The organism is Chryseobacterium sp. MYb264 (genome assembly GCF_035974275.1).
In the GTDB taxonomy this organism is placed as follows: Bacteria; Bacteroidota; Bacteroidia; order Flavobacteriales; family Weeksellaceae; genus Chryseobacterium.
Genome location: NZ_CP142422.1, coordinates 5,022,962 through 5,047,565 on the forward strand (window position 1 = coordinate 5,022,962; position 24,604 = coordinate 5,047,565).

The following is a 24,604-nucleotide window of genomic DNA, read 5'->3' on the forward strand; positions in this document are numbered from 1 at the left end:
CATAAATGAAAACTAAAACTGGTAATTTGCTTACTTTTGCAATATGATTTCCAAACAGACCATTGATAAGATATTCTCAACAATCCGTGTAGAGGAGATTGTGGGTGAATATGTGCAGTTGAAAAGGGCAGGGTCTAATTATAAAGGGCTCAGTCCGTTTCATGATGAAAAAACACCGAGTTTTGTAGTTTCTGCAGCGAAACAGATTTGGAAAGATTTCTCAACCGGAAAAGGAGGAACCGCGATTTCTTTTTTAATGGAAATCGAAAATTTCACTTATCCTGAAGCACTTCGCCACGCTGCCAAAAAATACGGAATCGAGATCGAAGAAGATCAGCGTGAATTTTCTGAAGAAGCCAAAAATGCTCAGTCGGAAAGAGATATTCTGTATAAAATTCACGAAGTTGCCAATGATTATTACCAAAATTTTCTTTGGGAAGTTGAAGAAGGAAAAGCAATCGGGTTATCTTACTTTAAAGAGCGTGAATTAAGAGATGATATCATTAAGAAATTCCAGCTGGGATATTCTCCAGAGAAAAAGAATGCCTTTACGGAATTTGCGATCGATAAAGGGTATTCCAAAGAAATTCTTGAAAAATCGGGACTTTCTATTTTTCCTGAAAATGCTCCAAACGGAATTGACCGATTTCGTGAAAGAGTAATTTTCCCGATTCACAGTTTTTCAGGAAGAGTTCTCGGTTTTGGTGCCAGAATTCTGAAGAATAATGTAAAAACAGCCAAATATCTTAACTCTCCCGAAACGGAAATTTATCACAAATCTAATGTTCTTTATGGTTTAAATCAAAGCAAACAGGCGATTTCAAGAAAGAATGTCTGTCTTTTGGTGGAAGGATATATGGATGTGATCTCGCTTCATATGTCGGGAATCGAAAATGTGGTGGCGAGTTCCGGAACTTCTTTAACGACAGAGCAAATCAAGCTTATTAAAAGACTTACGGAAAATGTAACCATTCTTTTTGATGGTGATAATGCCGGTATAAAAGCCAGTTTCCGAAGTATTGATATGTTGCTGACGGAAGGAATGAATATTCGTGTTCTTCTCTTTCCTGATGGCGATGATCCCGATTCTTTTGCCCGAAAACATCCGCAGGAATATGTGGAGAAATTCATCGAAAATGAGGCACTAGATTTTATTGATTTTAAAGCGGAGATCCTTTTAAAAGAAGTTGGCAACGATCCGATAAAAAAAGCCGAAGCCATCCGTGATATTGTAAAATCGGTAGGTTTCGTACAAAATGCTTTAAAAAGAGAAGTTTATTTAAAAGAAGTTTCGAATAAATTTGGATTATCTGAGCAAAGTTTGTTCAATGAACTTGATGTTCAAAGACAGGTTACTCAAAATCATAATCAGCATGTTCAGCAACAGAAAGAACAGGTTGCGGCTCCTCCGAAGATGGAAATTGTTCCGTTGGATGAAGAAAAAAGCGATCCTTTTCTGTTTGAAGTTTTATTTATGGAAAATAAGTTGGTGGATCATATGTTGATGTTTGGTGATATTGTTTTGAAACGAAAAGACGATCAAAACGGAGAATATCAGATTACGGTGATTGAAGAAATTTTGCATCATTTTGAGGAAGAGCAGTATCAGTTTTTAATAAAAGGAAATGAAATTATTGTCAATCAGGTTCGTGAAGGAATTCAGAATGATGAACTTCGAAGCGGGAATTTTTTCTTAACTTTTATGGAAGAAGAAATTACGACGAAAGTGGTGGATGCTTTAATTCCTTTGGATGACCTTGAAAACTGGGCTTCTAGAAATATTTATCCGCCAAATTATGGAGATAAAATCGGGGAACAGGTAAAAGGAGATGTGTTGCTGCATAAATATCGTTATATTGATTATCTGATTACCGTTACAGCAAAGGAACTGGATGGAGCTGATGAAACAAAATATTATGAATTAATCAAAAAGATCACGTTGCTGAAACAGGCTTCGATTCAATTGAGTAATATTATCGAATATTCTCCGATTAAAGGAATTTATGTCAACAGAAAACGGTAGATTTAATCATAGAAATGTTTATATTTATCGTATTAATCTGACAAAAAGTCCTATAAAATTTTAGGAATAAAAGTTGTAATTTAAACAGCAGTAAAAATTTAAAATAATACCAATAGAAATATGGACATTAAAAAAGAATTTAGAGATTTCTCTACAAAACATTTAGGAAACAGCGGTTTGGCAACCGATCAGTATATGGGAATGTATGGCCCGACGAATCTTACCCCTTACATCATGGAAGAAAGAAGAATGAACGTTGCTCAGATGGACGTTTTCTCTCGTTTGATGATGGACAGAATTATTTTCTTGGGAACAGGAATCGATGATCAGGTAGCTAATATCGTAACGGCTCAGCTTTTATTCTTAGAAAGTGCAGATCCTTCAAAAGATATTCAAATTTATATCAACTCTCCTGGCGGAAGCGTTTACGCTGGATTAGGAATCTACGATACGATGCAGATCATCAAGCCTGATGTAGCGACAATCTGTACAGGTATTGCAGCTTCGATGGGTGCTGTTTTATTAGTAGCCGGAGAAAAAGGTAAGCGTTCAGCATTGAAGCATTCAAGAGTGATGATTCACCAGCCTTCAGGAGGTGCACAAGGGGTGGCTTCTGATATGGAGATCAACCTGAGAGAGATGTTGAAACTTAAAAAAGAATTGTATGACATTATTTCTGACCATTCAGGACAAACTTACGAATGGGTAGAAAAAGCGTCTGACAGAGATTATTGGATGACATCTACAGAAGCAAAAGACTTCGGAATGGTAGATGAGGTTTTACAGAGATCAAAAGAGAAATAATTTTTTTTCTTTTAAAGAAAATATTTTAGGAACGCATCAATTGATATTGGTGCGTTGCTTTTTTTATAACGACATCGGAAGCAAAAACGTTAAGAAAATTCTACTGTCCGAAGCACGACACAAATTTTTTATTGAAAACGAACTTATAATTCGCGCAAGTTTTAGAATTTTTAGAGAATAGAATTTATTTTTAGCTTTTTGATTCCAAGTCTTGAATTTTTGTTCTTTTGTTTCAAGACAAAAGAAAATTAATATTCTATTTAAGATTAATTTACAATCAATATTTATTTTCGCTGCCAATAAAAGTAAATAATGAAAAAAATCTTATTGCCACTTGTTCTTTTGCTGGCTGTGGTCTCATGCAAAGACGATGATAGCGCAAGCCAGGATATTAATTATTCTAAACTTCCCCAGCAGTTTCCTTTCACCACTTTGGCTACCCAAAACGGCGTGAATGTCATCAATGGTGGCTTCGGATCAGGAGCCGCAGCACATCCTACGAGAAAAGGTGAATTTTATGTAATCACCGATCGTGGTCCGAATACCGCTTATTTAAACGGAATAAAATTCCTTGTTCCTGACTTTACCCCTACCATTATGCATTTTAAAATTAATGCGGAAGGAAATATTGAAGTCATTAAATATATTAAACTTAAAAATCCGTCCGGACAGCCGATTACAGGACTTCCAAATCCTGTAGGAATGGGAAGTACAGGAGAAATTGCCTATGGAGCCAACGGAAATCTGTTGGGAACTGATAATTACGGATTAGACAGTGAAAGTATTGTAGCCGCGGCAGACGGAACATTTTGGGTTTCTGATGAGTATGGTCCGCACATCGTTCATTACAGTGCAGAAGGGGTGGAAATGGAAAGAATCAGCCCAATTGGGGTCAATACCGGAACAAGAAAACTTCCTGCTGTTTTCGCTAAAAGAAGACCCAACCGTGGAATGGAAGGAATGTGTATGACACCAGACGGAAAAATGCTGGTGGGAACGATGCAATCAACAATGTATGTGCCAACAAAGGCCTTGGCAACAAATACAACGCTGACGAGAATCGTTACTTTTGATTTAACAACCGGACAAACCAAACAATATTTATATAAGCAGGATGGTGGCGCTTCAGATTCTGTTTGTGATATCACACCCATTAGCAATACTGAATTTTTAGTGATCGAAAGAGACGGAAATTTCGGTTCGGTAGGCGGTGTGAAGAAAGTGTATAGAATCAGTTTAAACGGAGCATCCGATGTTACCGGAACTGATTTAACAGCTGTTGACGGAATGAAGATCAATGGTAAAACACTGGAGCAATCATCTTGGGATGAAATTAATGCTGCCGGATTGAAGCCTGTTTCTAAAACGTTAGCTGTTGATTTAGTTGCTAAATTAGGGTATGAGCATGATAAATTTGAAGGAATTGTGTATTTAGGAAATAATAAACTGGCTGTTTTTAATGATGATGATTTTGGAGTGGTAGATGACGGAAACGGAAATCCTAAAACCAAAATTCTTCCTAAAACAGGAAAACAGGATAAAGGAACAATGTATATAGTCGATATTCAGTAATTTAGAGAGTGCTTTTTTATTAGATTTAAAAGCCTGTAGTCAGATATGATCTCTATCATGTAATTGATCTCCTGAGTGTTTCATCGCTCAGGAGATTTTTTTGAATAAAAATTGAGTAGTGATAATTTAGATATTTTGTTTCTTGATGAATGGTTTTTTTTAATTTTTTCATTCAATTAGATAAGTTTATTATTTAAAATTTTAATAGGCGGCAAGATAGTTGTACTTACATCAGAACCAAATCAAAAAATAGACTATGAATCTACAATTAGAAGAAAAAATATCCACCAATACATTTAAAAAGGATATTTTAGAGGGGTTGCATTTTAACCCCAAAAAGTTATCTTCAAAATACTTTTATGATAAAACGGGCGATCGACTTTTCCAATCAATTATGGAAATGCCTGAATATTATCTTACCAAATGCGAATTGGACATTTTTAAAAATAAAACGGCTGATCTGGCAAAATTGCTTCTGCAGGATTCAGAACCGTTTGATCTTATTGAATTGGGTGCTGGTGATGCTTCGAAATCCAGCTATTTACTGAAATTTTTAGTGAAAAATAATAAAGATTTTACTTATATGCCCATTGATATTTCGGGAAATATCTTGGATGTGCTGAAAGAACATCTGGAACAAAAAATACCTGATTTGAATATCGAATGCCTGGAAGGTGAATACTTCGAAATGCTTAATAAAGCCACAGCATTGTCGTCCAGAAAAAAGATAGTTCTGTTTTTAGGTAGCAATATCGGAAATATGGAAATGGATGAAGCACAGGATTTCTGTATTGCTTTAAGAAAAAATCTATCGGAAAACGATATTGTTTTGATGGGTTTTGATCTAAAGAAAAATCCCCAAATAATTTTAGATGCTTATAACGATAAAGAAGGATTAACAGCGGCATTCAACTTAAATCTTTTAACAAGAATTAATCGAGAACTTAATGCTGATTTTAGGCTTGATAATTTTCAGCATTATCAGAATTATAACCCTGAAACGGGTGCTTGCCGAAGTTATCTTATCAGTTTATGTGATCAAAATGTGAGCATAGAAGGCGAAATGTTTACTTTTAAAGAAAATGAATGGATTGATATGGAAATTTCTCAAAAATTTTCTGAGGATGATATTCAGCATCTTATTCAGGCAGCTGGGTTTAGCTTCATCGGTGAAATTAAAGATAGCAAAAACTGGTTTGTAGATTCTGTGTTTCAAGTACAATAAAATTAAACTTTCTATTATGACACCCAATACGACTGTTTTAGAATTGCTGGAAACTTTTAAGAAAGTTCGTCAGCATTCGATAGAAATATGTGCGCCTTTACAGATTGAAGATTTTGTTGTTCAGCCTGTGGTTGATGTGAGTCCGCCCAAATGGCATCTGGGACATACGACCTGGTTTTTCGAAACCTTTATTTTAATTCCAAACCTTCCCGGCTATCAAGTGTTTGATGAACAATATAATTTTGTTTTCAATAGTTATTATGAAACCATTGGTAACAGGGTTATCAGAACGGATCGCGGTAATCTGAGCCGACCTTCGGTATCCGATGTTTATGAATACAGAAAATATGTCGACGAAAAAATGGAAACGTTTTTATCTGGCGATTTTTTAACAGATCAAATTGAGTCTTTAATCGAGCTAGGACTCAATCACGAGCAGCAACATCAGGAACTTTTATTGACTGATATTAAATATATTTTAGGACATAATCCGCTTTTTCCCCCTTATCAGAAGGTAGATTTTAACAACGAAATAAATGAGGTTAATTCATCAGAAATGATTAATTTTCAGGAAGGAATCTATGAAATAGGGTATGATGGCGATGGTTTTTGCTTTGATAATGAATTGGGAAGACATAAAGTATATCTTAATGATTTTCAGATTTCCAAAGATATGGTGACCAACGGAGAATATCTGGAATTTATGAATGCCGGAGGTTATAAAAATTTTCGTTTTTGGCATGCTGAAGGTTGGGATTGGGTAAAAAGTAATAAAGCACAATCACCTTTGTACTGGCATTTTATAGATGATGAATGGATGAACTATACGTTGGAAGGATTAAAGCAAATTGATGTTAATGAACCTGTTTGTCATATCAATTTTTTTGAAGCGTCGGCTTTTGCTTCGTGGAGAGAAATGCGTCTGCCAACAGAAGCGGAATGGGAAGTTGCTTCCTCGAAAATCAATTGGGGAAAGCGATGGGAATGGACGAATTCTGCCTATCTGCCTTATCCTGGTTTTAAAAAAGAACCTGGCGCGGTGGGAGAATATAATGGTAAATTTATGGTTAATCAAATGGTGTTGCGTGGAGCGTCTGAAGCGACTCCAAAAGGGCATCGCCGGGCAACGTACCGTAATTTTTTCCCGACTCATCTTCAGTGGCAGTTCATGGGAATAAGACTTGTAAAATAATGATATATGATCGAATTTCAATCGGTTACAAAAACTTTTAACGAAAAAACTGCGGTTGATAATATCTCCTTTACAGCAAATGAAAAGGAGATTCTGGTGTTGTTGGGTAAGAGTGGATGCGGAAAAACAACCACGCTTAAAATGGCAAACAGGCTGATTGAAAGCGATTCAGGAATGATTAAAATTAATGGCGAAAATATAGAGAACCAAAATCCTGAAAAGCTCAGAATGAATATTGGTTTTGTGATGCAGAATTCAGGTTTGTTTCCTCATTATACAATTGCTCAGAATATTGCTGTAGTACCTCAATTATTAAAATGGGAGAAGAAAAAAACAGAAACCAAGACGCTGGAATTACTCGAAAAACTTCATCTTCCGGTGGATATTTTAAAGCGTTACCCGAGTGAACTCAGCGGCGGGCAGCAGCAGAGAGTAGGAATAGCACGAGCTCTCATAGGAAACAGTCCGATTCTTTTGCTCGATGAGCCTTTTGGGGCTTTGGACAATATCACAAAAGCAGATATTCATTCGGAATTTAAATCTTTAGACGAATTAAAAAATAAAACTATCCTTTTGGTGACCCACGACGTTCAGGAAGCTTTTGAGCTTGGACATCGCATTTGTCTGATGGACCAGGGAAAAATTGTTCAGGTCGGTACTCCCACGGAGATCCTTTATCGTCCGGTTAATGAATTTGCAGAGAGTTTTTTTGATGAAAACCGACTGCTTTTAGAATATAAAGTCGCTACCTTACAAGACATCCGTACTTTTTTATCATCGGAAATCAATGATCGTATTTTATTGGATAATAAAATGAATATCTGGTCTGTATTGCAGAGAATTATTTCAGAATATAAAGATAACGAAGCTTATGAAAGCGTCGTAAGCGCCTTCACCGAATACAGAAAATTACATATTGCATGACGGAACAGAATTTTTGGCAGTTCATTGTCGAGCAGCAGGATAAATTATGGACTCAGGTTGTACAGCATCTTGGACTTACCTTTTTGTCTTTATTCCTGGCAATTTTGGTGGGTGTTCCGCTGGGAATCGTAATAGCGAGAGTTAAAAAATTATCCAATCCCGTTCTTGGGATTGCGGGTATTCTGCAAACCATTCCAAGTATTGCCTTGCTGGGATTTATGATTCCTGCTTTTGGAATTGGCACAACACCAGCCATTATCGCATTGCTTATTTATGCGCTTTTGCCCATTATCAGAAATACTTTTACCGGAATCACCGAAGTAGATCCATCGGTAAGAGAAGCGGCAAAAGCTTTAGGAATGAACAATATGCAAATCCTTTTTAAGATAGAACTGCCACTGGCAACACCGGTGATCGTGGCAGGAATAAGAACTGCTGCGGTAATTAATGTAGGCGTTGCCACATTGGCCTCATTTGTTGCCGCGGGCGGATTGGGTGAATTTATTTTTGGCGGAATTTCTCTTAACAATACCAATATGATTCTGGCAGGTGCTCTACCGGCGGCAATTCTCGCGGTGATTATTGATCAATTCATTGCATTATTACAGCATTTAGGTTCAAAATCATTAAAAATATTTAAATTTATTCTTCCGTTAATTATAATAGGTGCGGGTTATTTCTATTTTTCAAATAGTTCTTCCACGGCAAAGCTTAAAGCAGGATTTACACCTGAATTTATGGGCAGAAAGGATGGTGATATCGGATTACGATCGGTTTATGGCTTGAATGTAAAACCTCTTATCGTAAATGATGCCGTTATGTACAAAGCAGCTTATGATAAAGAGCTTGATTTGATCAGCGGATATTCTACTGATGGAAGAATTAAAGCCTACGACCTTCTGGTGCTGGATGATGATAAACGAATTTTTCCGCCTTATTTTGCGGCTCCGATTGTTAAAAATAAAACGCTGGAAAAATTTCCTGAGCTCGAAAATACCCTGAATATATTGGCAGGGAAATTTAATGATTCCCTCATGACGGATCTTAATTACAAAGCAGATCAACTCAAGCAAACTCCCGAGAAGATTGCCAAAGATTTTTTAATGGCGAATCATCTTTATAAAACTTCCGGAAAAGAAAATCGCGGAACTATAAAAATTGGGTCAAAAATATTTGGAGAGCAATATATTCTTACAGAAATTTATAAACTTTTAATTGAAGGCTATACCGATTATAAAGTTGAAACAAAAACAGGTCTTGGCGGTACCAAAATATGCTTTGATGCGCTCATGAATGATGGAATAGATTTTTATATAGAATATACGGGTACCGGTCTTCTGGTCCTTTTACATCCCACCGAAAAGGTGATTGATGAGGTTAGTAAAAGCCCTGAGCAAACTTATCAGTATGTGAATTCAGAATTTGAGAAAAAGTACGGCATTCGCTGGCTGAAACCTTTAGGATTTAATAATGCGTATGCTTTAATGATGAGGAGAACGCAAGCCGAAGAACTTCATATAAAATCTATATCAGATCTTAGTATTTTTATTAAGAAAGAATAGGCGGATTAATATAAATAGGTTAATTTTAAAAAAATATTTTCTGTGATTATTACAGAAAAATTTATAAAGAATCAGCGGCATCTTTTATGCCGCTGATTCTTTTCTATCAATAGGAACGGGCTTTAGCCCGTTTTATAAGAAAATAATTTCCAATATTGGCTTTAGCCAAAACTTATCAAGGTTTCAATATTAGTTGAATCCTTCAATAATTTTAGAAAAATCTTCCACTTTCAAAGCAGCTCCACCAATCAGGCCACCGTCGATGTCCGGCTGAGAGAAAATTTCTTTAGCATTATCCGGTTTTACAGAACCTCCGTAAAGGATAGAAACCTCATCAGCAACTTCCTGACCATATTTTTCAGCGATAATACCTCTGATATGAGCGTGAATTTCCTGAGCCTGCTCCGGAGTTGCCGTTTCACCCGTTCCGATCGCCCAAACCGGTTCGTAAGCGATTACTACTTTTTTAATTTCTTCTGCAGAAAGTGTGAAAAGGGCAACCTCAGTCTGGTTTTTCACCACTTCAAAATGTTGTCCTGCTTTTCTTTGCTCTAAAGTTTCACCGTTACAATATACCGGAATTAAACCTTTATCTAAAGCCAATTTCACCTTTCTGTTGCAGTGAGAATCTGTTTCTCCGTGGTATTGTCTTCTTTCAGAATGTCCGATCAAAGAACCTGTTGCGTCAATAGATTCCAGCATATCTACAGAAATTTCTCCTGTGTAAGCTCCGCTTTCATGTTCGCTGATATCCTGAGCAAAAACTCCGATTTCGTCTTTTTCGAAAACATCTTTTGCCATCATTAAATATAAAGCAGGAGGCGCGATCCAAACTTCGCAGTTGGTTGCATTATTGTTTTTATAATCCTGTAACTGAGTCATTAATTGTTGAGCATCAATCACATTTTTGTTCATTTTCCAGTTTCCTGCAACGATCTTTCTTCTCATAATCTTACTTATTTTCTATTTTATTTTTAATTATTTTTTTATTTCTCGCAGATTTTTTTGATATAGCAGATTTAAAGGTTGTTGACCACTCTTTTTATACTATCCATAATATTTGTTGTGTTAAAATTAATAAGCAGTCCCAATTTTTTATTAGACAATTTTAAATAAGAATACAGTTGTTTATAATGAATTGATTCTAATTCTTTAATGGATTTTAGTTCTAAAACAACCTTGTCTTCAACTAAAATGTCAATTTTAAAATTTAAATCAAATTTCTTGTTGTCATAATAAACAGGAAGTAGAACTTCCGATTTAACAGTCAATCCATTTTGTTCTAGCTCGTAAATTAAAATTCTATGATAAATAGACTCTAACAAACCTGGACCTAATTGATTATAAACATTAAAGATGCATTTTCTAACTATATAGGAAATTTCATTTTCTGTCATCTGTAAATCTGCAAAATTTGCAAAATCTGCGTGAGTTTTTTATTTCGTAATCCCTTCCAATTTAAACATAAAAGCATACACTAAAGCAGTATCTTTCAGATAATCAAATCTTCCTGAAGCACCACCATGACCATAAGCCATATCTGTTTTTAGTAATAATACGTTGTTGTCGGTTTTCATATCTCTCAGTTTAGCCACCCATTTTGCGGGTTCAAAATACTGTACCTGAGAATCGTGTAAACCTGTTGTTACTAATATATTCGGGTAGTTTTTCTTCTCAATATTTTCGTAAGGAGAATAGGATTTCATGTAGAGATAAGCGTCTTTATTATTCGGATTTCCCCATTCGTCGTATTCGTTGGTCGTTAAAGGGATGGTTTCATCAAGCATCGTATTTACCACATCTACAAACGGAACCTGAGCAATCGCCCCGTTCCATAAATTAGGGCTCATGTTGACAATCGCTCCCATTAAAAGACCTCCGGCGCTGCCTCCCTGAGCATAAAGATGTTTGGGTGAAGTATATTTTTCTTTAATTAAATATTCTCCGGCATCGATGAAATCGGTAAAAGTATTTTTCTTTTTCATCATTTTACCGTCTTCATACCATTGTCTTCCCATTTCCTGACCTCCGCGGATGTGTGCAATGGCAAACGCAAAACCTCTGTCTAAAAGACTCAGTCTAGTACTGCTGAATGATGCATCCATCGAACTTCCGTACGAACCGTACGCGTAGAGTAGAAGCGGATTGTTACCATCCTTTTTAAATCCTTTTTTATAAACAATGGAAATCGGAATTTTGGTTCCGTCTTTTGCGGTGGCGAAAAGTCTTTCTGTTACATAATTTTCCTTATTGTAGCCACCTAAAACTTCCTGTTGCTTTAATAAAGTTCTTTTTCCTGTTTTTAAATCCTGCTCGAATTGTGAACTCGGTGTGATCATCGAAGTGTATCCAAAACGGAAATTATCCGTGTTGTATTCCGGATTTCCTGATGGATAAACGGTATAAGTAGGTTCATCAAATTTCAGAAATTCTTTTTTACCCGTTTTTCGGTCATAGATCACCAATTGTGACAGTCCGTTTTGCCTTTCACTGAATACCAGATAATTTTTAAACTCACTGATTCCCTCCATTAAAACCTCTTTTCTGTGCGGAATAAAATCTTTCCAGTTTTCAACACCGGTTTTATCCAAAGGCGTTTCCATCACTTTGAAATTAAGCGCATCTTTATTGGTGGTGATTAAAAATTTATCTTCAAGGGGCGTTACATCATACAAAACATCTTTCATTCTCGGCTGGAAAACTTCAAATGTTCCATTCGGTTCATCGGCTTTCAGATATCTTGTTTCGGATGAAGTCGTGGCTCCGGAATAGATCATAATGAATTTTTCATTCTTATATTTTCCTACGCCAATATAATTCGATTTGTCTTTTTCTTCATACACCATCACATCTTTAGAAGCGTCAGTTCCTAAAGTATGTCTGAAAATTTTCTCCGTAAGAAGCGTTTCAGGATTTTTCCCGGTGTAGAAAATAGTTTTATTGTCATTCGCCCAAGTTGCAGAACCTGTGGTGTTTTTAATACCCAACTCCATAGTTTTTCCGGTCGAAAGATCTTTTAAAAATAGTCGATATTGTCTTCTCGAAACATCATCAACCCCATAAATCATCTTCATATTATCCGGACTGATACTGAATCCCGAAGCAGAATAATAAGCATGACCTTCCGCCAACTGATCAACATCCAGAAGAATTTCTTCCGGCGCGGTATGGCTGGCCTTTTTTCGGCAATATTTAAAATACTGTTTGCCAGTTTCTGTTCTGGTGTAATAATAATACCCGTTTTTGAATAGCGGAACCGACTCATCTTTCTCCTTAATCCTTGCTTTCATTTCCTGGAAAAGCTTTTCTCTGAAAGGTTCTGTATCTTTCATCATGCCTTCCCAATAGGTATTTTCAGCCTTAAGATAATCAACAACTTTGGTTGAATCTTTTGCTTTTTTAAAATAATCGATCATCCAGTAGTAGGGATCGTTTACTTTATCACCATGAATATCTCGGATATGTTCCTGCTTTTCGGCAATCGGAGCTTTTAAATCAGGAAATTTTTGAGACTGAAATGTTGCTGCACTCATTACTAATAGGGTTAAATAAAGTTTTTTCATGGTTTTTATGTTTTTAGCTTAGTTCAAATGCCAAAGATTCTTCAGAAGCGTATAGAAAGTATGCTCTTCGTCCGTCACTTTATTGTCTGCTTTAATCAGTGATTTTGCGAACTGAACAAATTTCACTCTTTCATCCTCTGTAGAATCATCCTGGAAACAACGGGCATGGAATTCAAAATGATCTTTCCATTCTTCAGGCTGAAGTAAAGCAAGCGTTTCCAATTCGTTATCGAGATTCATTCTGAACGGAAATTCATCTGCCAGATATTGCTGGATAAGCATTCCTTCTTCCGGTGCAAAATCACCGTCTACAGATGAAAGGATCATTAATAAGTGATAACCGGCAATGGATTTATTTGATTTTTGCATTGTATAATTTTATTTTAATTGTTTGGGGTTGATAGTTTTTGGTTAATAGTTGAAAAAATTCACTATTGACCATTCACCATTCGTTATTTCACATAGTCTTTCGCAGGCGTTTTCTCTACGATTTTTCCGTTTTCTAAAATCAGAACAAAAGGATTGCTTCTTGCGATGGTTTTAATGGCAGTTCCGTCCATCATTGCATTTTTGATGGTTTTGAAAGTATTCGGATCTGTTGAAACTCCGTACACAACATTCGCTTTTTGCCCTTTTACTTTCGCTTCAATTTTTGCTAAAAGTTCAGGAGAAACCTCTTTTGGATGATAAGAAAAAACAAGGATGGCTTTTGGAGCTTTGATGATCTCGTCCGTTAATTCCATTCCTGAAGGATCTTCGATCTTAAATTTCACGATCTCCGATTTATAACCTTCTTTTATCAAAACAGATTCGTTTTTTCCATCTTCAATTTTCCATGGTGAACCTTCTGCCCAATATTTTGTTTCTTTGATATAATCATCCTGATTTACCTTTAAAACTTCTCCCGTCTTTGTATTTTTAAGAGAGTAAAAAGTTTTGTATTCTGAAGGATTTTTAGCAATTTTTTCTTTTTCCGTTTTCAAATTGGTCCCCAGTTTATAATCACGGAAATCAATGATCGGTTCCTGAATAATTCCATGTGCCATAATATAGATCATCGCTAAAGAAAATATTCCCAATAAGATATATTTTGGTTTATTCGAAGCTTCTTTTTTGCTGCTGAATGTATATTTATCCTGCTTTTTAAAGTCTTTTCTGTAAAGAATAAAAACGAAGATCAATCCCACCAAAAGCACAACATCTTTAATGAAACTCTGCCAAGGCGTGAATTTAATGGCATCTCCAAAACATCCACAATCGGTTACGACATTGAAATAGGCTGAATAAAAGGTAAGAAAACCAAAGAAAATACACAGGGCAATTAATGCAGAAAGGGTGAATTTCAGTTTTAATTTTAACAAAAGCATAAAGCCTAAAAGCAGTTCCAGAACCACTACGATAATGGAGAACAGCAGGGCAAATTTCTCAAGAAACGGCATGTTGAAAACAGCAGGAGAGAAGTATTCCTCCATTTTAAATGAAAAACCTACCAGATCCACCGCTTTTACAAAGCCCGAAAGGATGAATATAACAGCAATAATGAAACGTAATAAACCTTTGATCATGTTAAATTGTTTTTGGTTCGTAATTTTTTTCTTGTTCAGAGAATTTTATCAGGCAGAAAACCGCATAGTTTAGCATATCGAAATAATTGGCATCCAGACCTTCCGAAACGATGGTTACGCCTTGATTATCTTCAATTTGTTTTGTTCTTAAAACTTTCTGATAGATCAGATCGGTGATCGAAGAAATTCTCATATCTCGCCACGCTTCGCCATAATCATGATTTTTTCTTTCCATCAAAGCTTTTGCCTCGCCGGAATATTGATCGTAAAGCTTTAAAATTTCTTCTGTATTTTCATTGAAATCGTTGGAAAAACCTTTTTCCAGCTGAATAAGCCCGATGATAGAGTAGTTCACAACAGCAACGAATTCGTCTTCTTCACTTTCATCCACCATTTTTTTATCGGTCATTTGTAAGGTGCGGATTCTGTTCACTTTAATGTAAATCTGATCCGTAATAGAACTCGGTCTTAAAACCCGCCAGGCGGCTCCGTAATCTTTCAGTTTTTTACTGAATAAATCGCGACACTGACCTATAATTTCCCCAAACTGTACTGATGTTTTTAGCATAAATTCTCTTAATCTTTCAAATATACAAAATAGGTTTTAGGTAGCAGGAATTAGGGCTTAGTTTTTTGGAGTAATCGATGTTAGTGTGGGAGGATTTTGTGTTGGAGAGTCGGAGTGTTTGAGAGTTTTAGAGTAAGAGTGTTTTTGATTGTTACATATTTTCATTTGTTTTAATTTTGTATCATAAATTTTAACCCATCATGTCTAACAATAAATTCTCTAATGCCTCCAACCAAGAACCTTCAAACCTCACTCACTCTCCAACCCTAAAACTCTCCAACCCTAAAACCCTCTCAAACTCTCAAACTCAAAACCACTCGATCAATTGCAACGGAAGGCTCGTCGATTTATCAACGCCAAAAATCATGGGAATTCTGAATCTGACTCCCGATTCTTTTTCTGATGGCGGAAAATTTAATAATGAAAAAGCCGCGTTAGAACAAAGCGAGAAAATGTTGAAAGGTGGTGCGGAGATTATTGACATCGGCCCGCAGTCGACACGCCCGAATGCTGAATTTTTAAGTGCGAAAGAAGAAATCAGAAGAATTGGGAATATGATTTCTACAATTAAAAAAGAATTTCCGGAAGCCTTAATTTCCCTTGATACTTTTTATGCGGAGACGGTAAAATTCGGTTTTAATGAAGGAATGGATATTATCAACGATATTTCTGGCGGTCATTATGATGAGCAGATGTTTGACGCAGCTGCAGAAACCAAACTTCCTTATATTTTGATGCACGTAAATCCTTCTTACGAAACAATGCATGAAAAAGTGAAATTTGATGATATTACATTGGCTGTGAATCAGTATTTTTCAAAAAAAACGACAGAATTATTAGCAAAGGGAGTGAATGATATTATTCTTGATCCCGGTTTTGGGTTTGGAAAGACCGTAGAAGATCAAATGAAAATGATCGATGAAGTTGAATATTTAGGTTTTGGAAAATTTCCTTTGTTAATTGGGATTTCGCGAAAATCTTTCATTTATAAACCTTTGGGAAAATCTCCTTTGGATATTAATGAAGAAACGCAGAAACTTCATTTAAAAGTCTTGCAACAAGGCGCGAAAATCTTACGTGTACATGAGGTGGAGGAAGCAGCTGCTACGCTGAAAATTTTTAATAATCTTAAATAAAATAAATCAAATGACAGGAGAAAAAGACCTCAGCATATTATTACAATCTATGAAACCGGAGCTCAACGAAGGTGAATATGTATTCTGTACGGTAGAAAAATTACCCGAACTTGAGATGAAAGACATTGTTTGCTTTTTCAAGGAAAAGGAAGGTGTCACTTTGATTATTAGAAGAGAAATGGCAGATCAGCTACATCTTTCTTACGGATTTATCGCTTCATGGATTACCCTTAAGATTCATTCTTCTCTCGAAGCGGTGGGGCTTACTGCTGCTTTCTCAAAGGCGCTGACTTCAAAAAATATAAGCTGTAACGTGGTTGCAGGATATTTTCATGATCATATTTTTGTTTCTGCGAATGATGCAGATGCTGCGATGAAAGAACTCGACAGATTGTCTGAACAAGGTTGTTAAAACATTTTTTAAGGATAATAAGTTTAGACAGATTTCATGCTTATTATCCATAAAAAAACTTCGGTAAATTCAACAGTCTATTAATCTGTTAAACTTACCGAAGTAATATATGATGTATGAAAAGTCAGTTTATGGTTATAAAACTAAAACACTAAAAAGCATCTACTCTCAAACCCTCAAACTCTCCAACTCAAAAATCCAACCCAAATTACCTTTCCAGTGTAAAATTAGAGATTACTTTCGGGCGTTCTGTTTTATTAGCCACTTTCCACGACGTGCGGTACATCCATTCCGTCATTTTGTAAAGCTTTTTATAATTGATGTTTTCAGACTCGTCTTGCGGAGTGTGATACTGGTCGTGCAAAACGCTCGTGAAAAATACTGCAGGAATTCCTGCTTTTGCATACGGAAGGTGGTCACTTCGGAAATAGAAATATTCTGCATGTTTCGGAGAATCCCAATCTTTCAAATAGGTGAACTTCGTACTTTCATTGTTTGCTTCCTCTGCCATTTTTACCAGTTCCTCAGAATTTTTATGCGGAGCATTTCCTCCTAATAAAGCGGCTTCGTTGTTATCATTTCTCCCTATCATATCGCCATTCAGAACGGCAACAATGCTTTCTTTAGGAACTACAGGATGTGCTGCATGCCATCTCGAACCTAGCAGACCTCTTTCCTCAGCGCCGTGAAACACAAACAAAACGCTTCGTTTTCCCGGTTGCTTCTTATAAGCTCTTGCCATTGCCAACATCGCTACGCAGGTACTTGCGTTATCGTCTGCTCCGTTGTAGATGGTATCGTTTTTCACAGGATGTCTGATGCCGTCGTGATCCTGGTGACCGCTTAATAGTACATATTCGTTTTTCAGTTTTGGATCTGAACCGTCAATTTTCCCGATCACGTTTACCGATGGATATTTATAGGTTTCCGTGATAAGATTTAATGAAACTTTAGGATTGTTTTTTACCCAGTTTGCATTTTCTCTCTTAATCCATAATACCGGAATATTATTCGTTACTTTTTCTCTTAAACCTTCTCCGCCGTAAGTTCCTCTCGTCATTTGTGGTAGCACTTCAACCCAGCTTTTATCAGAAGTATCATCGGTAATGAAAATAATCCCTTTCGCTCCCAATTCGAAAGCTTTGCTGTAATATTTAGTTCTTACAAATAGGGGGTACCTTCTTATGAAAAGCGTCATCTCCTTTTCGATATTTTTATCAGAAGCATTTACGGCAAGTATTTTTCCTTTGATGTTTAATTTTGAAAGATCATCCGGTTCAGCATTTCCTGCGTATACAATTTCTGTATCGATATTCGCGTTTACAGGTTCTGCCACCAAGAAGTCTTTCCATAATTTCAACTGATTATCTCCTAATTTCAATGTACTTTGCGGCACCACCTGATGTCTGTACATATCAAAAAACTGGAAGAAAGTTCCGTTGTCTCCCGCAGGCTTCATTCCTGCTTCTTTCGCTTTGTCGGCGAGCCACATGGATACCTTTAATTCATCTAAAGTTCCTGCTTCACGCCCCCAAAACTGGTCGGCAGCCATTTCGTACATATCTTTTCTGAGATCTGTTTCTTTGATTGCTGAAACTAATGGTTTCTTGTAGTTTTGTGCGTTTCCGACACTGAAAATCAATACACTGAGTATTGATAATAAATAGTTTCTGTTCATAGCCTCTTCATTTAATTTAAATTCGTCAGTTTTTCAGAGAATTGTTTTGAAAATTCTGCGCGGTCTTCTTCAAGCTTTTCCTTTGTAGATGGTAAAACGTAGTTGAACAAAATCTTGTTTTCATGATCCAGAAAGATGATCTCCTTTTCATTTCCGTCCATCATTTGGGCAAAAATTTCCCACATCGAGGTGTCTTTTAATTTTAATAATTCAAAAAACTGATCTGCTTTTATCTCTATTCTCTGCATGATTAAAAATCTAATAATTTTAATTTAAACTGAATGGCAAAATTTTGCTTAAAATTCGGTGTAGTATAATATCCAACTCTATAAAATAATCCTAAATTGAAATAGCTTGAAAGGAAATTATTCCATTCCAAACCAACTTCCTGATACAGATGATCGAGCTTTCGGAATCTGAAATCATGATATTCCGGATGCTTCATATCTCCGATGGTTCCTCGCAAAACAAAGTCGAACGTCGAAATATTCTGCCCGAAACTTTTGAAATATACAGGAAGTTTATGCGTAAGATAATACGCTACAAATTTATCATTATAATATTTACCACCTTCCAGGGTTGCAAAACCAAGGTAAGAGGTAAGGTTGAAGTTGAAATCTTTTCGAGGCGACGCCAGCCCGTTCATTGTGAAATTTTTCCAGATGGGTGCTTCACCCAAAACAATTCCGCCATAGAGTCTGAAACCTGTAGTTCCCAATCTTGTTTTGAAATTGTGAAGGAAAAGCATATCGAAACGCGTGTAATCGAAATCTCCACCGAACATTTTATAACTCTGCTCGTAATTCAGATAAATTTCAGGAAACTTTTGATCGATCAACGATTTTCCCTGAGGTGTCATGATATTGGTAGAATTCGGAGAGTATTTCAGCGTAACCAGCGTGTTGAAATTCTCAAAAGAAGCGCCGCTGTTTCTGAAACTGTAATCAAATCTTGCTTCTTCGCGGTTCCTTCTGGCGTTCAAAACAACGGTAAGCGCATTCGTTACATCATTATTGTATGATACAGAAACACCTCGAAAATGATAATATCTATCGTTATTGATGTTGTTCCCGTAATTGGAAGTTCGCATCTTAAAGCTCCATAATTTTCTGTAAAACTCACCGGAAGCGGTTACATCGTCGTAATGTTCAATTCTGAAATACGAATTTTTATCTAAAGTCGTTTTGATGTCAAGCCCGATTCCATATTTCCATTTATCATCTTTAAAACCATAGGCAAAATAATAATCAGGTGAAAAATAGGGGTTGAAATTTTCATTTAGCTTGGCTTTTAAACCCACTCTGAAACCTTCATACAGGTTGTAATTCACGATCTCATCCAGTGCAAAATCCAGACTTCCCACACGAATAGCTCCGTTCAGTAAACCTGATAAAACCTGAGCTTTACGATCGATATTATATTTCTTTCCAAGGCTGTCGATGGTTTTGTAGGTATTGCTTTCTCTTTCTGTCAGCGGGTCAGTACGGTAAAGATCCAGCGTTTTCCCGTCGGCATTTTTTACGGTGAAAGTATAGCCCTTAAAATCCTTTTTATCTTCATCAATCGGTGAAACATAATCGAAATATCGGGAGGTCAGAAAAGCATAGGCCCCAAAACTGGTCTTGCTTTTTTTCTGTTCAGGGTTTTCTTTATTGTCTTCCTGCATCGACATATTGCTCATCTTCAGTTTTACGGTTTCCTGTGTAAGGAACCATTTATTGCTGAAGAAAGTCCATGTACTGGTGATGATGCCGTCGTTTTTATTTTTGCTGAAATTCTCGATCTTTTTTACGCCATAAGTTTCCGTATCTACGTAAATAGCACCGTTGTATTTCCTTTGTTTATTAGATTTTTTGTAATTGACCTCCCTGAATCGAATGACGAATGTTTTTCTGCCGTCCATCTCAATAGAATCGGTAAGGTAGAATCTGTAAAGACCTCTGTTTTCCTGTTTTAATTGGTTCGGAACTTTATCTCTGTTGCTCTGCTGAAGCGCGATCATTTCATAAATAGGCTGTTTCAGTCCAGAAATTCGGTTGTCAAGAATATTGATCTTTTCACCGTATTTTTTAGAGTATAAAAACTCCTGCGCCCTTTCCCAGAGAAACAGTTTGCTCTTCTCGAAGATCTTTTTTGCGGAAATATTGTTCAAAGAATCTTTTTGTCTTTTCTTTTTTAAAAGATTGGTGTCATCAAAGAATCTGTTGAACTGCGAAATACTGTCTTCATCAATATCTAAAGAGATTTTCTCGTAAGATTTATAAGCGTAAGATTCTAAGCTTTTCGGGGAATTTTCTTTATAGTTTTTATTTACTTTTTTCAAAATTTCCAAAGCTCTCGGATCACTTTTATCCTCGATAACCACCGTTTCGATAGAGGTAATTTTTGATTGTGAAAAACCAAAAATAAAGGGGCATAAAAGTATAATCAGTAAAAACCTTTTCATTTTAAAAAACAACCTCAAAAGTACTAATATTTCTTTTGCTGGAAAAGTTTTGTTAATTGATATTAATGTGATTCGTAATTGGAATTATCTTTAATCTTAATTGGGAAATTTCCGTCAGTTCGAGTGTTTTTCGAAATGAAATGGAGAAAAATGTATCGAGAACAAGTGAGCCGAAGCTCAAAATTTGTCTTCCAAATAAAAAATTCTCGATACAATTTTTTTCAAAAATCACGAAGTGACGAACCATTTAAAGCACACTAAATCGTATTTTCAAACCAACATTATCTTTAAACTGCGAAGTTTGATAATATCCTAGTCGATAAGAAATTCCCACACCGAAACTTGTTCCTAAAAATCGGTTCCAGATCAGTCCGGCTTCCTGGTAATAATGATCCAGTACACGGTATTCAAACTGATGGTCGGTTCTGTCCTTCATATTTCCTATTCCCGCCTGATATTCAAGCTCGATATTGGAGTAATTTTTACCCAGCGTTTTAAATCGGAAAGGTAGATTTTGCGAAACTTTAAAAGCGACAAATTTATCAGCAAAGAAAGCTCCTGAAGGCATGGTTGCAAATGCTAAATTGTTTGGTGTATTAAGGCTGGAATACCATTTGTCGGGGTTGGCATCATTTTGTCCGGCAATTTCAAAATTTTTCCAGATGGGTGCGGTTCCCGAAGAAATACCTCCGAAAACTTTGATATTAGTATATCCCAATTTTGATCTGAATTGGTGAATAATCAACGCATCAGCTCTGAAATAATCTAAATTTCCACCCAGCGTTTCAAATCCTTTTTCAAAATTCATATACACTTGAGGAAAGCTTTTTTCATAGGTGTATTTTCCGCTTGGCGTCATGATATTTTTGTCATTCGGAGAGAATTTAAACGATAGGGTAGCGCTTGTATTATCGAATTGGTTACCCAGATTTTTATATTGATAATCGAAAAGAGCCTGTTGCTTTTCTTTATTCACCGCAATTTTCATGCTTAAAGAATTCGACAGATCATAGAGATAAGACGCTCCCCATTTCTGATTTTTATAGAAATTGGCATTGTGAAGATCAAGGTTAATATCATTCACTTTCATCATCATATCCCACATCGTATTGCTAAATCTTCCGGTCGCAAAAACGTCGTCTACATACTCAATTCTGAAAACAGAAGTTCTTTTAGAAGAAAGTTTTACATCTAAACCTAAACCGTATTTCCAGGTGTGATCTTTGAATCCGTACCCGAAATATCCGTCCGGAGAAAATGTTTTGTTGAATTTCTCATTCAGTTTGATGCCTGCACCTAAACGTACGCCTTGATATTTGTCATAACTGAACAACTTGGCTATGTCAAAATCAATCATTTTATAACGGACATTTCCCCGCATCAATTGGGTTAAAAATCCCAGCTTTTTCTCAAAATCATGTTTCTCTACAAAGCTGTCGATTTTCGTATAGGTTGCGCTTTCTCGTGCCGTCAGACTGTCTGTTCTGTATTGTTGAAGCAAGCTGCCGTCTGAGTTTTTCATTTCGAGAGAATATCCTTTGAAGTCGGCTGCTTTTTGCTCTTCATTAAAATCAAAATCGAAGAAGCGGTTTTTTACGTACAGATAATTTCCAAAGGTCTTGCGGTTGTATTTTTGTCTGTCGCTGAGATGCTGACCTTTCTTCAAAGTATCCGTTTTTACGCTGTCTTTTTTAGAAGTATTAAAAGTTTGGTCACCCATTTTCAGCTTAATATCTTCATAATCCAGAAACCATTTTCCATTAATGGGTTTCCAGACTGAAACGATGTCGCCTTCGTTTCGTTTTTTGTTGGCACTTTCAAACTTTTTTAAGGCATAAGTCTCAGAATCTACATAGATTTTCCCGTTGAATTTCCTAGGATTCTGCTTTTTCTTGTCTTTAATTTCTTTAAATTTAATCACATATGTTTTTCTGCCGTCAAGCTGTAAGGTATCGGAAAGATAAAAATTAAATAACTTCCTGTTCTCTGGTCTTAGCTGTCTCGGAACTCGGTCTAAATTGGAAATATTAATTGCCAAAGCTTCATAAATAGGATTTTTAAAACCAGACATTCGGTTATCAATGATATTGGTTTTTTCACCGAACTTCTGTGAGAATTTATATTCAGTTGCTTTTTCCCATAAAAACATCTGACTTTCTTCGGAAGCATTGATGAAATCTTCATTAATCAGCGAATCTTTCTTCTGACTTTCTTTCTGCTTAAAATCTTTTTGAGTCACCTTTGAAAGTGAATCTTTTCTAATAGCTAAAAAGCCTTTATAAGCATCAATAGAATCTTTATCTACATCAATCGAAAATTTAGTATACGATTTGAAATTGTACGAATCCAGAGATTTTGGCGAATTTTCTTTAGCTCTTTTGTTCACCTCATCTAAAATCCTCAACGCGCTCGGATCACTCTTATCCTGAATTACCACGCGGTCGATATTGTCCATTTTTTCAGATAAGGGCTGCATCTGAACTTCCATCGATTTTTTGACATCTGCCAAGGCATCTTCAAAATTACTGGCAAGGATCTCAACCTTTTTACATTTTGTTTTAAAGGATAAATGTCCGTTGAAATCTGTTTTTCCCAAAAGATCATCATCACAATACACCGCCGCATTATGAACGGGCTGTTTACTGACTTTATTGAAAACTTTTATTTCACTCTGACTGAAAACGAGTGCTGAAAAGAATAAAAATAGAGTAGATAATAGTTTTGTCATTAGTTTTTTATGAATGAAGCAAAACTATTGATAAGATTGTTAAGAAAGTAGAGGGGAAAGTATAATGTTTTGTTAAAAGTGAAATTGGTTGAATATTAAATAAGAAAATGAAAGTTGTATAGTTTTTTATTCTTTTGAATATTTAAACTTGAAAAGATGAGAATTAATTTAATAGACAAATTTAATTTTATCATTTACTTTATAAACTCCTAATAATCCTTTTCTACCTTTTTCTACAATCTCTGTTTGAAATGTATTTAAATCAGTTTTATTGATATTATACTTGAGATCCTGAAAATATAATGTATTATTTATCTTGAAAATTGTGTTGGAAATCAAATCATTATGGTCATTGAATTTAAGCACGGTTTTTAAAGTCTTCCGATTAATATCAAATTCATTTAATGATGATTCATACGTGTGAAAGAAAATTTTATTTTGATACAAAATAGGACTCGTAAATAGATCAAAAGATGATTTCTGTTTAAAAACTACTTTTCCTGTTTCAGCTTCTAATAATGAAATTTCACCATCTTTAGGATTTTCAATCGTAATATTACTTCCTACAAAAAGATATTTGCCAGCAACAATTAGGCTGGAGAAAGTTGTATTGTTTTCTTTTTTACTCCAAACCTCCTTTCCTGTGGTAATTTCATAAGCTGCAACTGAAGAGCAATTGAAGTTTGTGACGTAGAAATATTTTTCATCAAAATCAATTGGGCGGGGAGCAGAATCCACCTGACAATTTTTATCAGAATGTAGTAATAATTCATATATGATTTTACCTTTATTTGCATTGATAACAACTAGTCCGTACAAATTAACACTTGCAATAATAATGTCGTTTTTTACAATCTGAAACTCTCTTAATCGTCCTTTTGTTGGTAATTTCCAAATAGTTTTTTTTGTTTTGTAATCTACACAGGCAAACATATAATTGGATTCAGGAAAATATAATTTATCATTATTAATTCTCGGCACGGTAAAACTAGCGTTTTGAATTTTGGTTGAGTAAATGATTTTATTATTGTTTAAATCTTCTATTTTTATAGCATAATCATTGTTTTTCCAATAAGAATAAGCAAGTAAATTTTCCTTAGAATTGATATTAACGATAAGAGCATGACGTTTCTCAAAATCTGTTTTTTGAGATTCTTTACAAGAAAATAAAAGTAAAATAATCGTTAGAAGCCAAACTTTGCTCAT

The 24,604-nt window shown here is 35.6% G+C and carries 20 protein-coding genes; 9 read left to right on the top strand and 11 right to left on the bottom strand.

Going from position 1 to position 24,604, the window contains the following annotated elements; translation table 11 throughout:
• The first annotated feature begins 43 nt into the window (after positions 1-43).
• The 7 genes from dnaG (at position 44) to VUJ46_RS22105 (ending at position 9,302) form a co-directional block, all read left to right on the top strand.
• Complete coding sequence (dnaG, locus tag VUJ46_RS22075; protein ID WP_326982810.1) at positions 44-2,023, top strand: DNA primase; 1,980 nt, start codon at positions 44-46, stop codon at positions 2,021-2,023.
• A gap of 120 nt (positions 2,024-2,143) precedes the next feature.
• Positions 2,144-2,827 carry an ATP-dependent Clp endopeptidase proteolytic subunit ClpP gene (gene clpP / locus VUJ46_RS22080; protein ID WP_267406381.1) on the top strand — a complete coding sequence of 228 codons (684 nt, stop codon included), beginning with the start codon at positions 2,144-2,146 and terminating at the stop codon, positions 2,825-2,827.
• Between the two features lie 312 nt (positions 2,828-3,139).
• The gene (locus tag VUJ46_RS22085; protein WP_326982811.1) at positions 3,140-4,399 is read left to right on the top strand and encodes an esterase-like activity of phytase family protein; all 1,260 of its coding nucleotides are present in this window, start codon (positions 3,140-3,142) and stop codon (positions 4,397-4,399) included.
• Positions 4,400-4,655: 256 nt separating this feature from the next.
• Entirely contained in the window at positions 4,656-5,624 is a 969-nt protein-coding gene (gene egtD, locus VUJ46_RS22090; protein WP_326982812.1) for an L-histidine N(alpha)-methyltransferase, read from the top strand.
• Between the two features lie 16 nt (positions 5,625-5,640).
• Positions 5,641-6,816 (top strand): ergothioneine biosynthesis protein EgtB, encoded by a 1,176-nt coding sequence (gene egtB, locus VUJ46_RS22095; protein ID WP_326982813.1) that lies wholly within the window; start codon positions 5,641-5,643, stop codon positions 6,814-6,816.
• Between the two features lie 6 nt (positions 6,817-6,822).
• A complete protein-coding gene (locus VUJ46_RS22100) occupies positions 6,823-7,740 on the top strand; it encodes an ATP-binding cassette domain-containing protein (RefSeq protein WP_326982814.1) in 918 nt (305 codons plus the stop codon).
• Positions 7,737-9,302, top strand: coding sequence for an ABC transporter permease/substrate-binding protein (locus VUJ46_RS22105; protein ID WP_326982815.1), 1,566 nt, complete (start codon positions 7,737-7,739; stop codon positions 9,300-9,302). The genes VUJ46_RS22100 and VUJ46_RS22105 overlap by 4 nt, the downstream gene beginning before the upstream one ends.
• 189 nt (positions 9,303-9,491) lie before the next feature.
• Here VUJ46_RS22105 and tpiA read toward each other — a convergent pair whose 3' ends face one another.
• The 6 genes from tpiA to VUJ46_RS22135 all read right to left on the bottom strand — a co-directional run bounded on the left by tpiA (position 9,492) and on the right by VUJ46_RS22135 (position 14,998).
• The gene (tpiA, locus tag VUJ46_RS22110; protein ID WP_326982816.1) at positions 9,492-10,250 is read right to left on the bottom strand and encodes a triose-phosphate isomerase; all 759 of its coding nucleotides are present in this window, start codon (positions 10,248-10,250) and stop codon (positions 9,492-9,494) included.
• A gap of 71 nt (positions 10,251-10,321) precedes the next feature.
• Positions 10,322-10,699: a GxxExxY protein gene (locus tag VUJ46_RS22115; RefSeq protein WP_326982817.1), complete on the bottom strand. Its 378-nt coding sequence runs from the start codon at positions 10,697-10,699 to the stop codon at positions 10,322-10,324.
• Positions 10,700-10,738: 39 nt separating this feature from the next.
• On the bottom strand, positions 10,739-12,865 hold the full coding sequence (locus tag VUJ46_RS22120; protein WP_326982818.1) for a S9 family peptidase: 2,127 nt from the start codon (positions 12,863-12,865) through the stop codon (positions 10,739-10,741).
• Between the two features lie 18 nt (positions 12,866-12,883).
• A complete protein-coding gene (locus VUJ46_RS22125) occupies positions 12,884-13,234 on the bottom strand; it encodes a tellurite resistance TerB family protein (RefSeq protein WP_267406372.1) in 351 nt (116 codons plus the stop codon).
• A gap of 83 nt (positions 13,235-13,317) precedes the next feature.
• Entirely contained in the window at positions 13,318-14,430 is a 1,113-nt protein-coding gene (locus VUJ46_RS22130) for a BT_3928 family protein (protein ID WP_326982819.1), read from the bottom strand.
• 1 nt (position 14,431) lies between these two features.
• Positions 14,432-14,998: a DUF1599 domain-containing protein gene (locus VUJ46_RS22135; protein WP_326982820.1), complete on the bottom strand. Its 567-nt coding sequence runs from the start codon at positions 14,996-14,998 to the stop codon at positions 14,432-14,434.
• 365 nt (positions 14,999-15,363) lie between these two features.
• On the opposite strand from VUJ46_RS22135, the gene folP reads away from it, so the two are divergent.
• Positions 15,364-16,134 carry a dihydropteroate synthase gene (folP, locus tag VUJ46_RS22140; protein ID WP_326985119.1) on the top strand — a complete coding sequence of 257 codons (771 nt, stop codon included), beginning with the start codon at positions 15,364-15,366 and terminating at the stop codon, positions 16,132-16,134.
• 10 nt (positions 16,135-16,144) lie between these two features.
• Complete coding sequence (locus VUJ46_RS22145; protein ID WP_326982821.1) at positions 16,145-16,546, top strand: ACT domain-containing protein; 402 nt, start codon at positions 16,145-16,147, stop codon at positions 16,544-16,546.
• 208 nt (positions 16,547-16,754) lie between these two features.
• Here the strand turns inward: VUJ46_RS22145 and VUJ46_RS22150 are convergent, their stop codons facing one another.
• The 5 genes from VUJ46_RS22150 to VUJ46_RS22170 all read right to left on the bottom strand — a co-directional run bounded on the left by VUJ46_RS22150 (position 16,755) and on the right by VUJ46_RS22170 (position 24,604).
• Positions 16,755-18,224, bottom strand: coding sequence for a M20/M25/M40 family metallo-hydrolase (locus VUJ46_RS22150; RefSeq protein WP_326982822.1), 1,470 nt, complete (start codon positions 18,222-18,224; stop codon positions 16,755-16,757).
• Positions 18,225-18,235: 11 nt separating this feature from the next.
• Positions 18,236-18,472, bottom strand: coding sequence for a hypothetical protein (locus tag VUJ46_RS22155; protein WP_326982823.1), 237 nt, complete (start codon positions 18,470-18,472; stop codon positions 18,236-18,238).
• Between the two features lie 2 nt (positions 18,473-18,474).
• Entirely contained in the window at positions 18,475-20,670 is a 2,196-nt protein-coding gene (locus VUJ46_RS22160) for a hypothetical protein (protein ID WP_326982824.1), read from the bottom strand.
• A 247-nt stretch (positions 20,671-20,917) separates the two neighbouring features.
• Positions 20,918-23,398, bottom strand: coding sequence for a DUF5686 family protein (locus VUJ46_RS22165; RefSeq protein ID WP_326982825.1), 2,481 nt, complete (start codon positions 23,396-23,398; stop codon positions 20,918-20,920).
• A gap of 168 nt (positions 23,399-23,566) precedes the next feature.
• Complete coding sequence (locus VUJ46_RS22170; RefSeq protein WP_326982826.1) at positions 23,567-24,604, bottom strand: outer membrane protein assembly factor BamB family protein; 1,038 nt, start codon at positions 24,602-24,604, stop codon at positions 23,567-23,569.

Coding starts and splice junctions, on each gene's coding strand:
- VUJ46_RS22085 (WP_326982811.1), top strand. CDS start 3,140: ATGAAAAAAATCTTATTGCCACTTGTTCTTTTGCTGGCTGTGGTCTCA.
- tpiA (WP_326982816.1), bottom strand. CDS start 10,250: ATGAGAAGAAAGATCGTTGCAGGAAACTGGAAAATGAACAAAAATGTG.
- VUJ46_RS22130 (WP_326982819.1), bottom strand. CDS start 14,430: ATGATCAAAGGTTTATTACGTTTCATTATTGCTGTTATATTCATCCTT.
- VUJ46_RS22125 (WP_267406372.1), bottom strand. CDS start 13,234: ATGCAAAAATCAAATAAATCCATTGCCGGTTATCACTTATTAATGATC.
- VUJ46_RS22155 (WP_326982823.1), bottom strand. CDS start 18,472: ATGCAGAGAATAGAGATAAAAGCAGATCAGTTTTTTGAATTATTAAAA.
- egtB (WP_326982813.1), top strand. CDS start 5,641: ATGACACCCAATACGACTGTTTTAGAATTGCTGGAAACTTTTAAGAAA.
- VUJ46_RS22120 (WP_326982818.1), bottom strand. CDS start 12,865: ATGAAAAAACTTTATTTAACCCTATTAGTAATGAGTGCAGCAACATTT.
- VUJ46_RS22170 (WP_326982826.1), bottom strand. CDS start 24,604: ATGAGCAAAGTTTGGCTTCTAACGATTATTTTACTTTTATTTTCTTGT.
- VUJ46_RS22145 (WP_326982821.1), top strand. CDS start 16,145: ATGACAGGAGAAAAAGACCTCAGCATATTATTACAATCTATGAAACCG.
- egtD (WP_326982812.1), top strand. CDS start 4,656: ATGAATCTACAATTAGAAGAAAAAATATCCACCAATACATTTAAAAAG.
- clpP (WP_267406381.1), top strand. CDS start 2,144: ATGGACATTAAAAAAGAATTTAGAGATTTCTCTACAAAACATTTAGGA.
- VUJ46_RS22150 (WP_326982822.1), bottom strand. CDS start 18,224: ATGAACAGAAACTATTTATTATCAATACTCAGTGTATTGATTTTCAGT.
- VUJ46_RS22100 (WP_326982814.1), top strand. CDS start 6,823: ATGATCGAATTTCAATCGGTTACAAAAACTTTTAACGAAAAAACTGCG.
- VUJ46_RS22135 (WP_326982820.1), bottom strand. CDS start 14,998: ATGCTAAAAACATCAGTACAGTTTGGGGAAATTATAGGTCAGTGTCGC.
- dnaG (WP_326982810.1), top strand. CDS start 44: ATGATTTCCAAACAGACCATTGATAAGATATTCTCAACAATCCGTGTA.
- VUJ46_RS22160 (WP_326982824.1), bottom strand. CDS start 20,670: ATGAAAAGGTTTTTACTGATTATACTTTTATGCCCCTTTATTTTTGGT.
- VUJ46_RS22115 (WP_326982817.1), bottom strand. CDS start 10,699: ATGACAGAAAATGAAATTTCCTATATAGTTAGAAAATGCATCTTTAAT.
- VUJ46_RS22165 (WP_326982825.1), bottom strand. CDS start 23,398: ATGACAAAACTATTATCTACTCTATTTTTATTCTTTTCAGCACTCGTT.
- folP (WP_326985119.1), top strand. CDS start 15,364: ATGGGAATTCTGAATCTGACTCCCGATTCTTTTTCTGATGGCGGAAAA.
- VUJ46_RS22105 (WP_326982815.1), top strand. CDS start 7,737: ATGACGGAACAGAATTTTTGGCAGTTCATTGTCGAGCAGCAGGATAAA.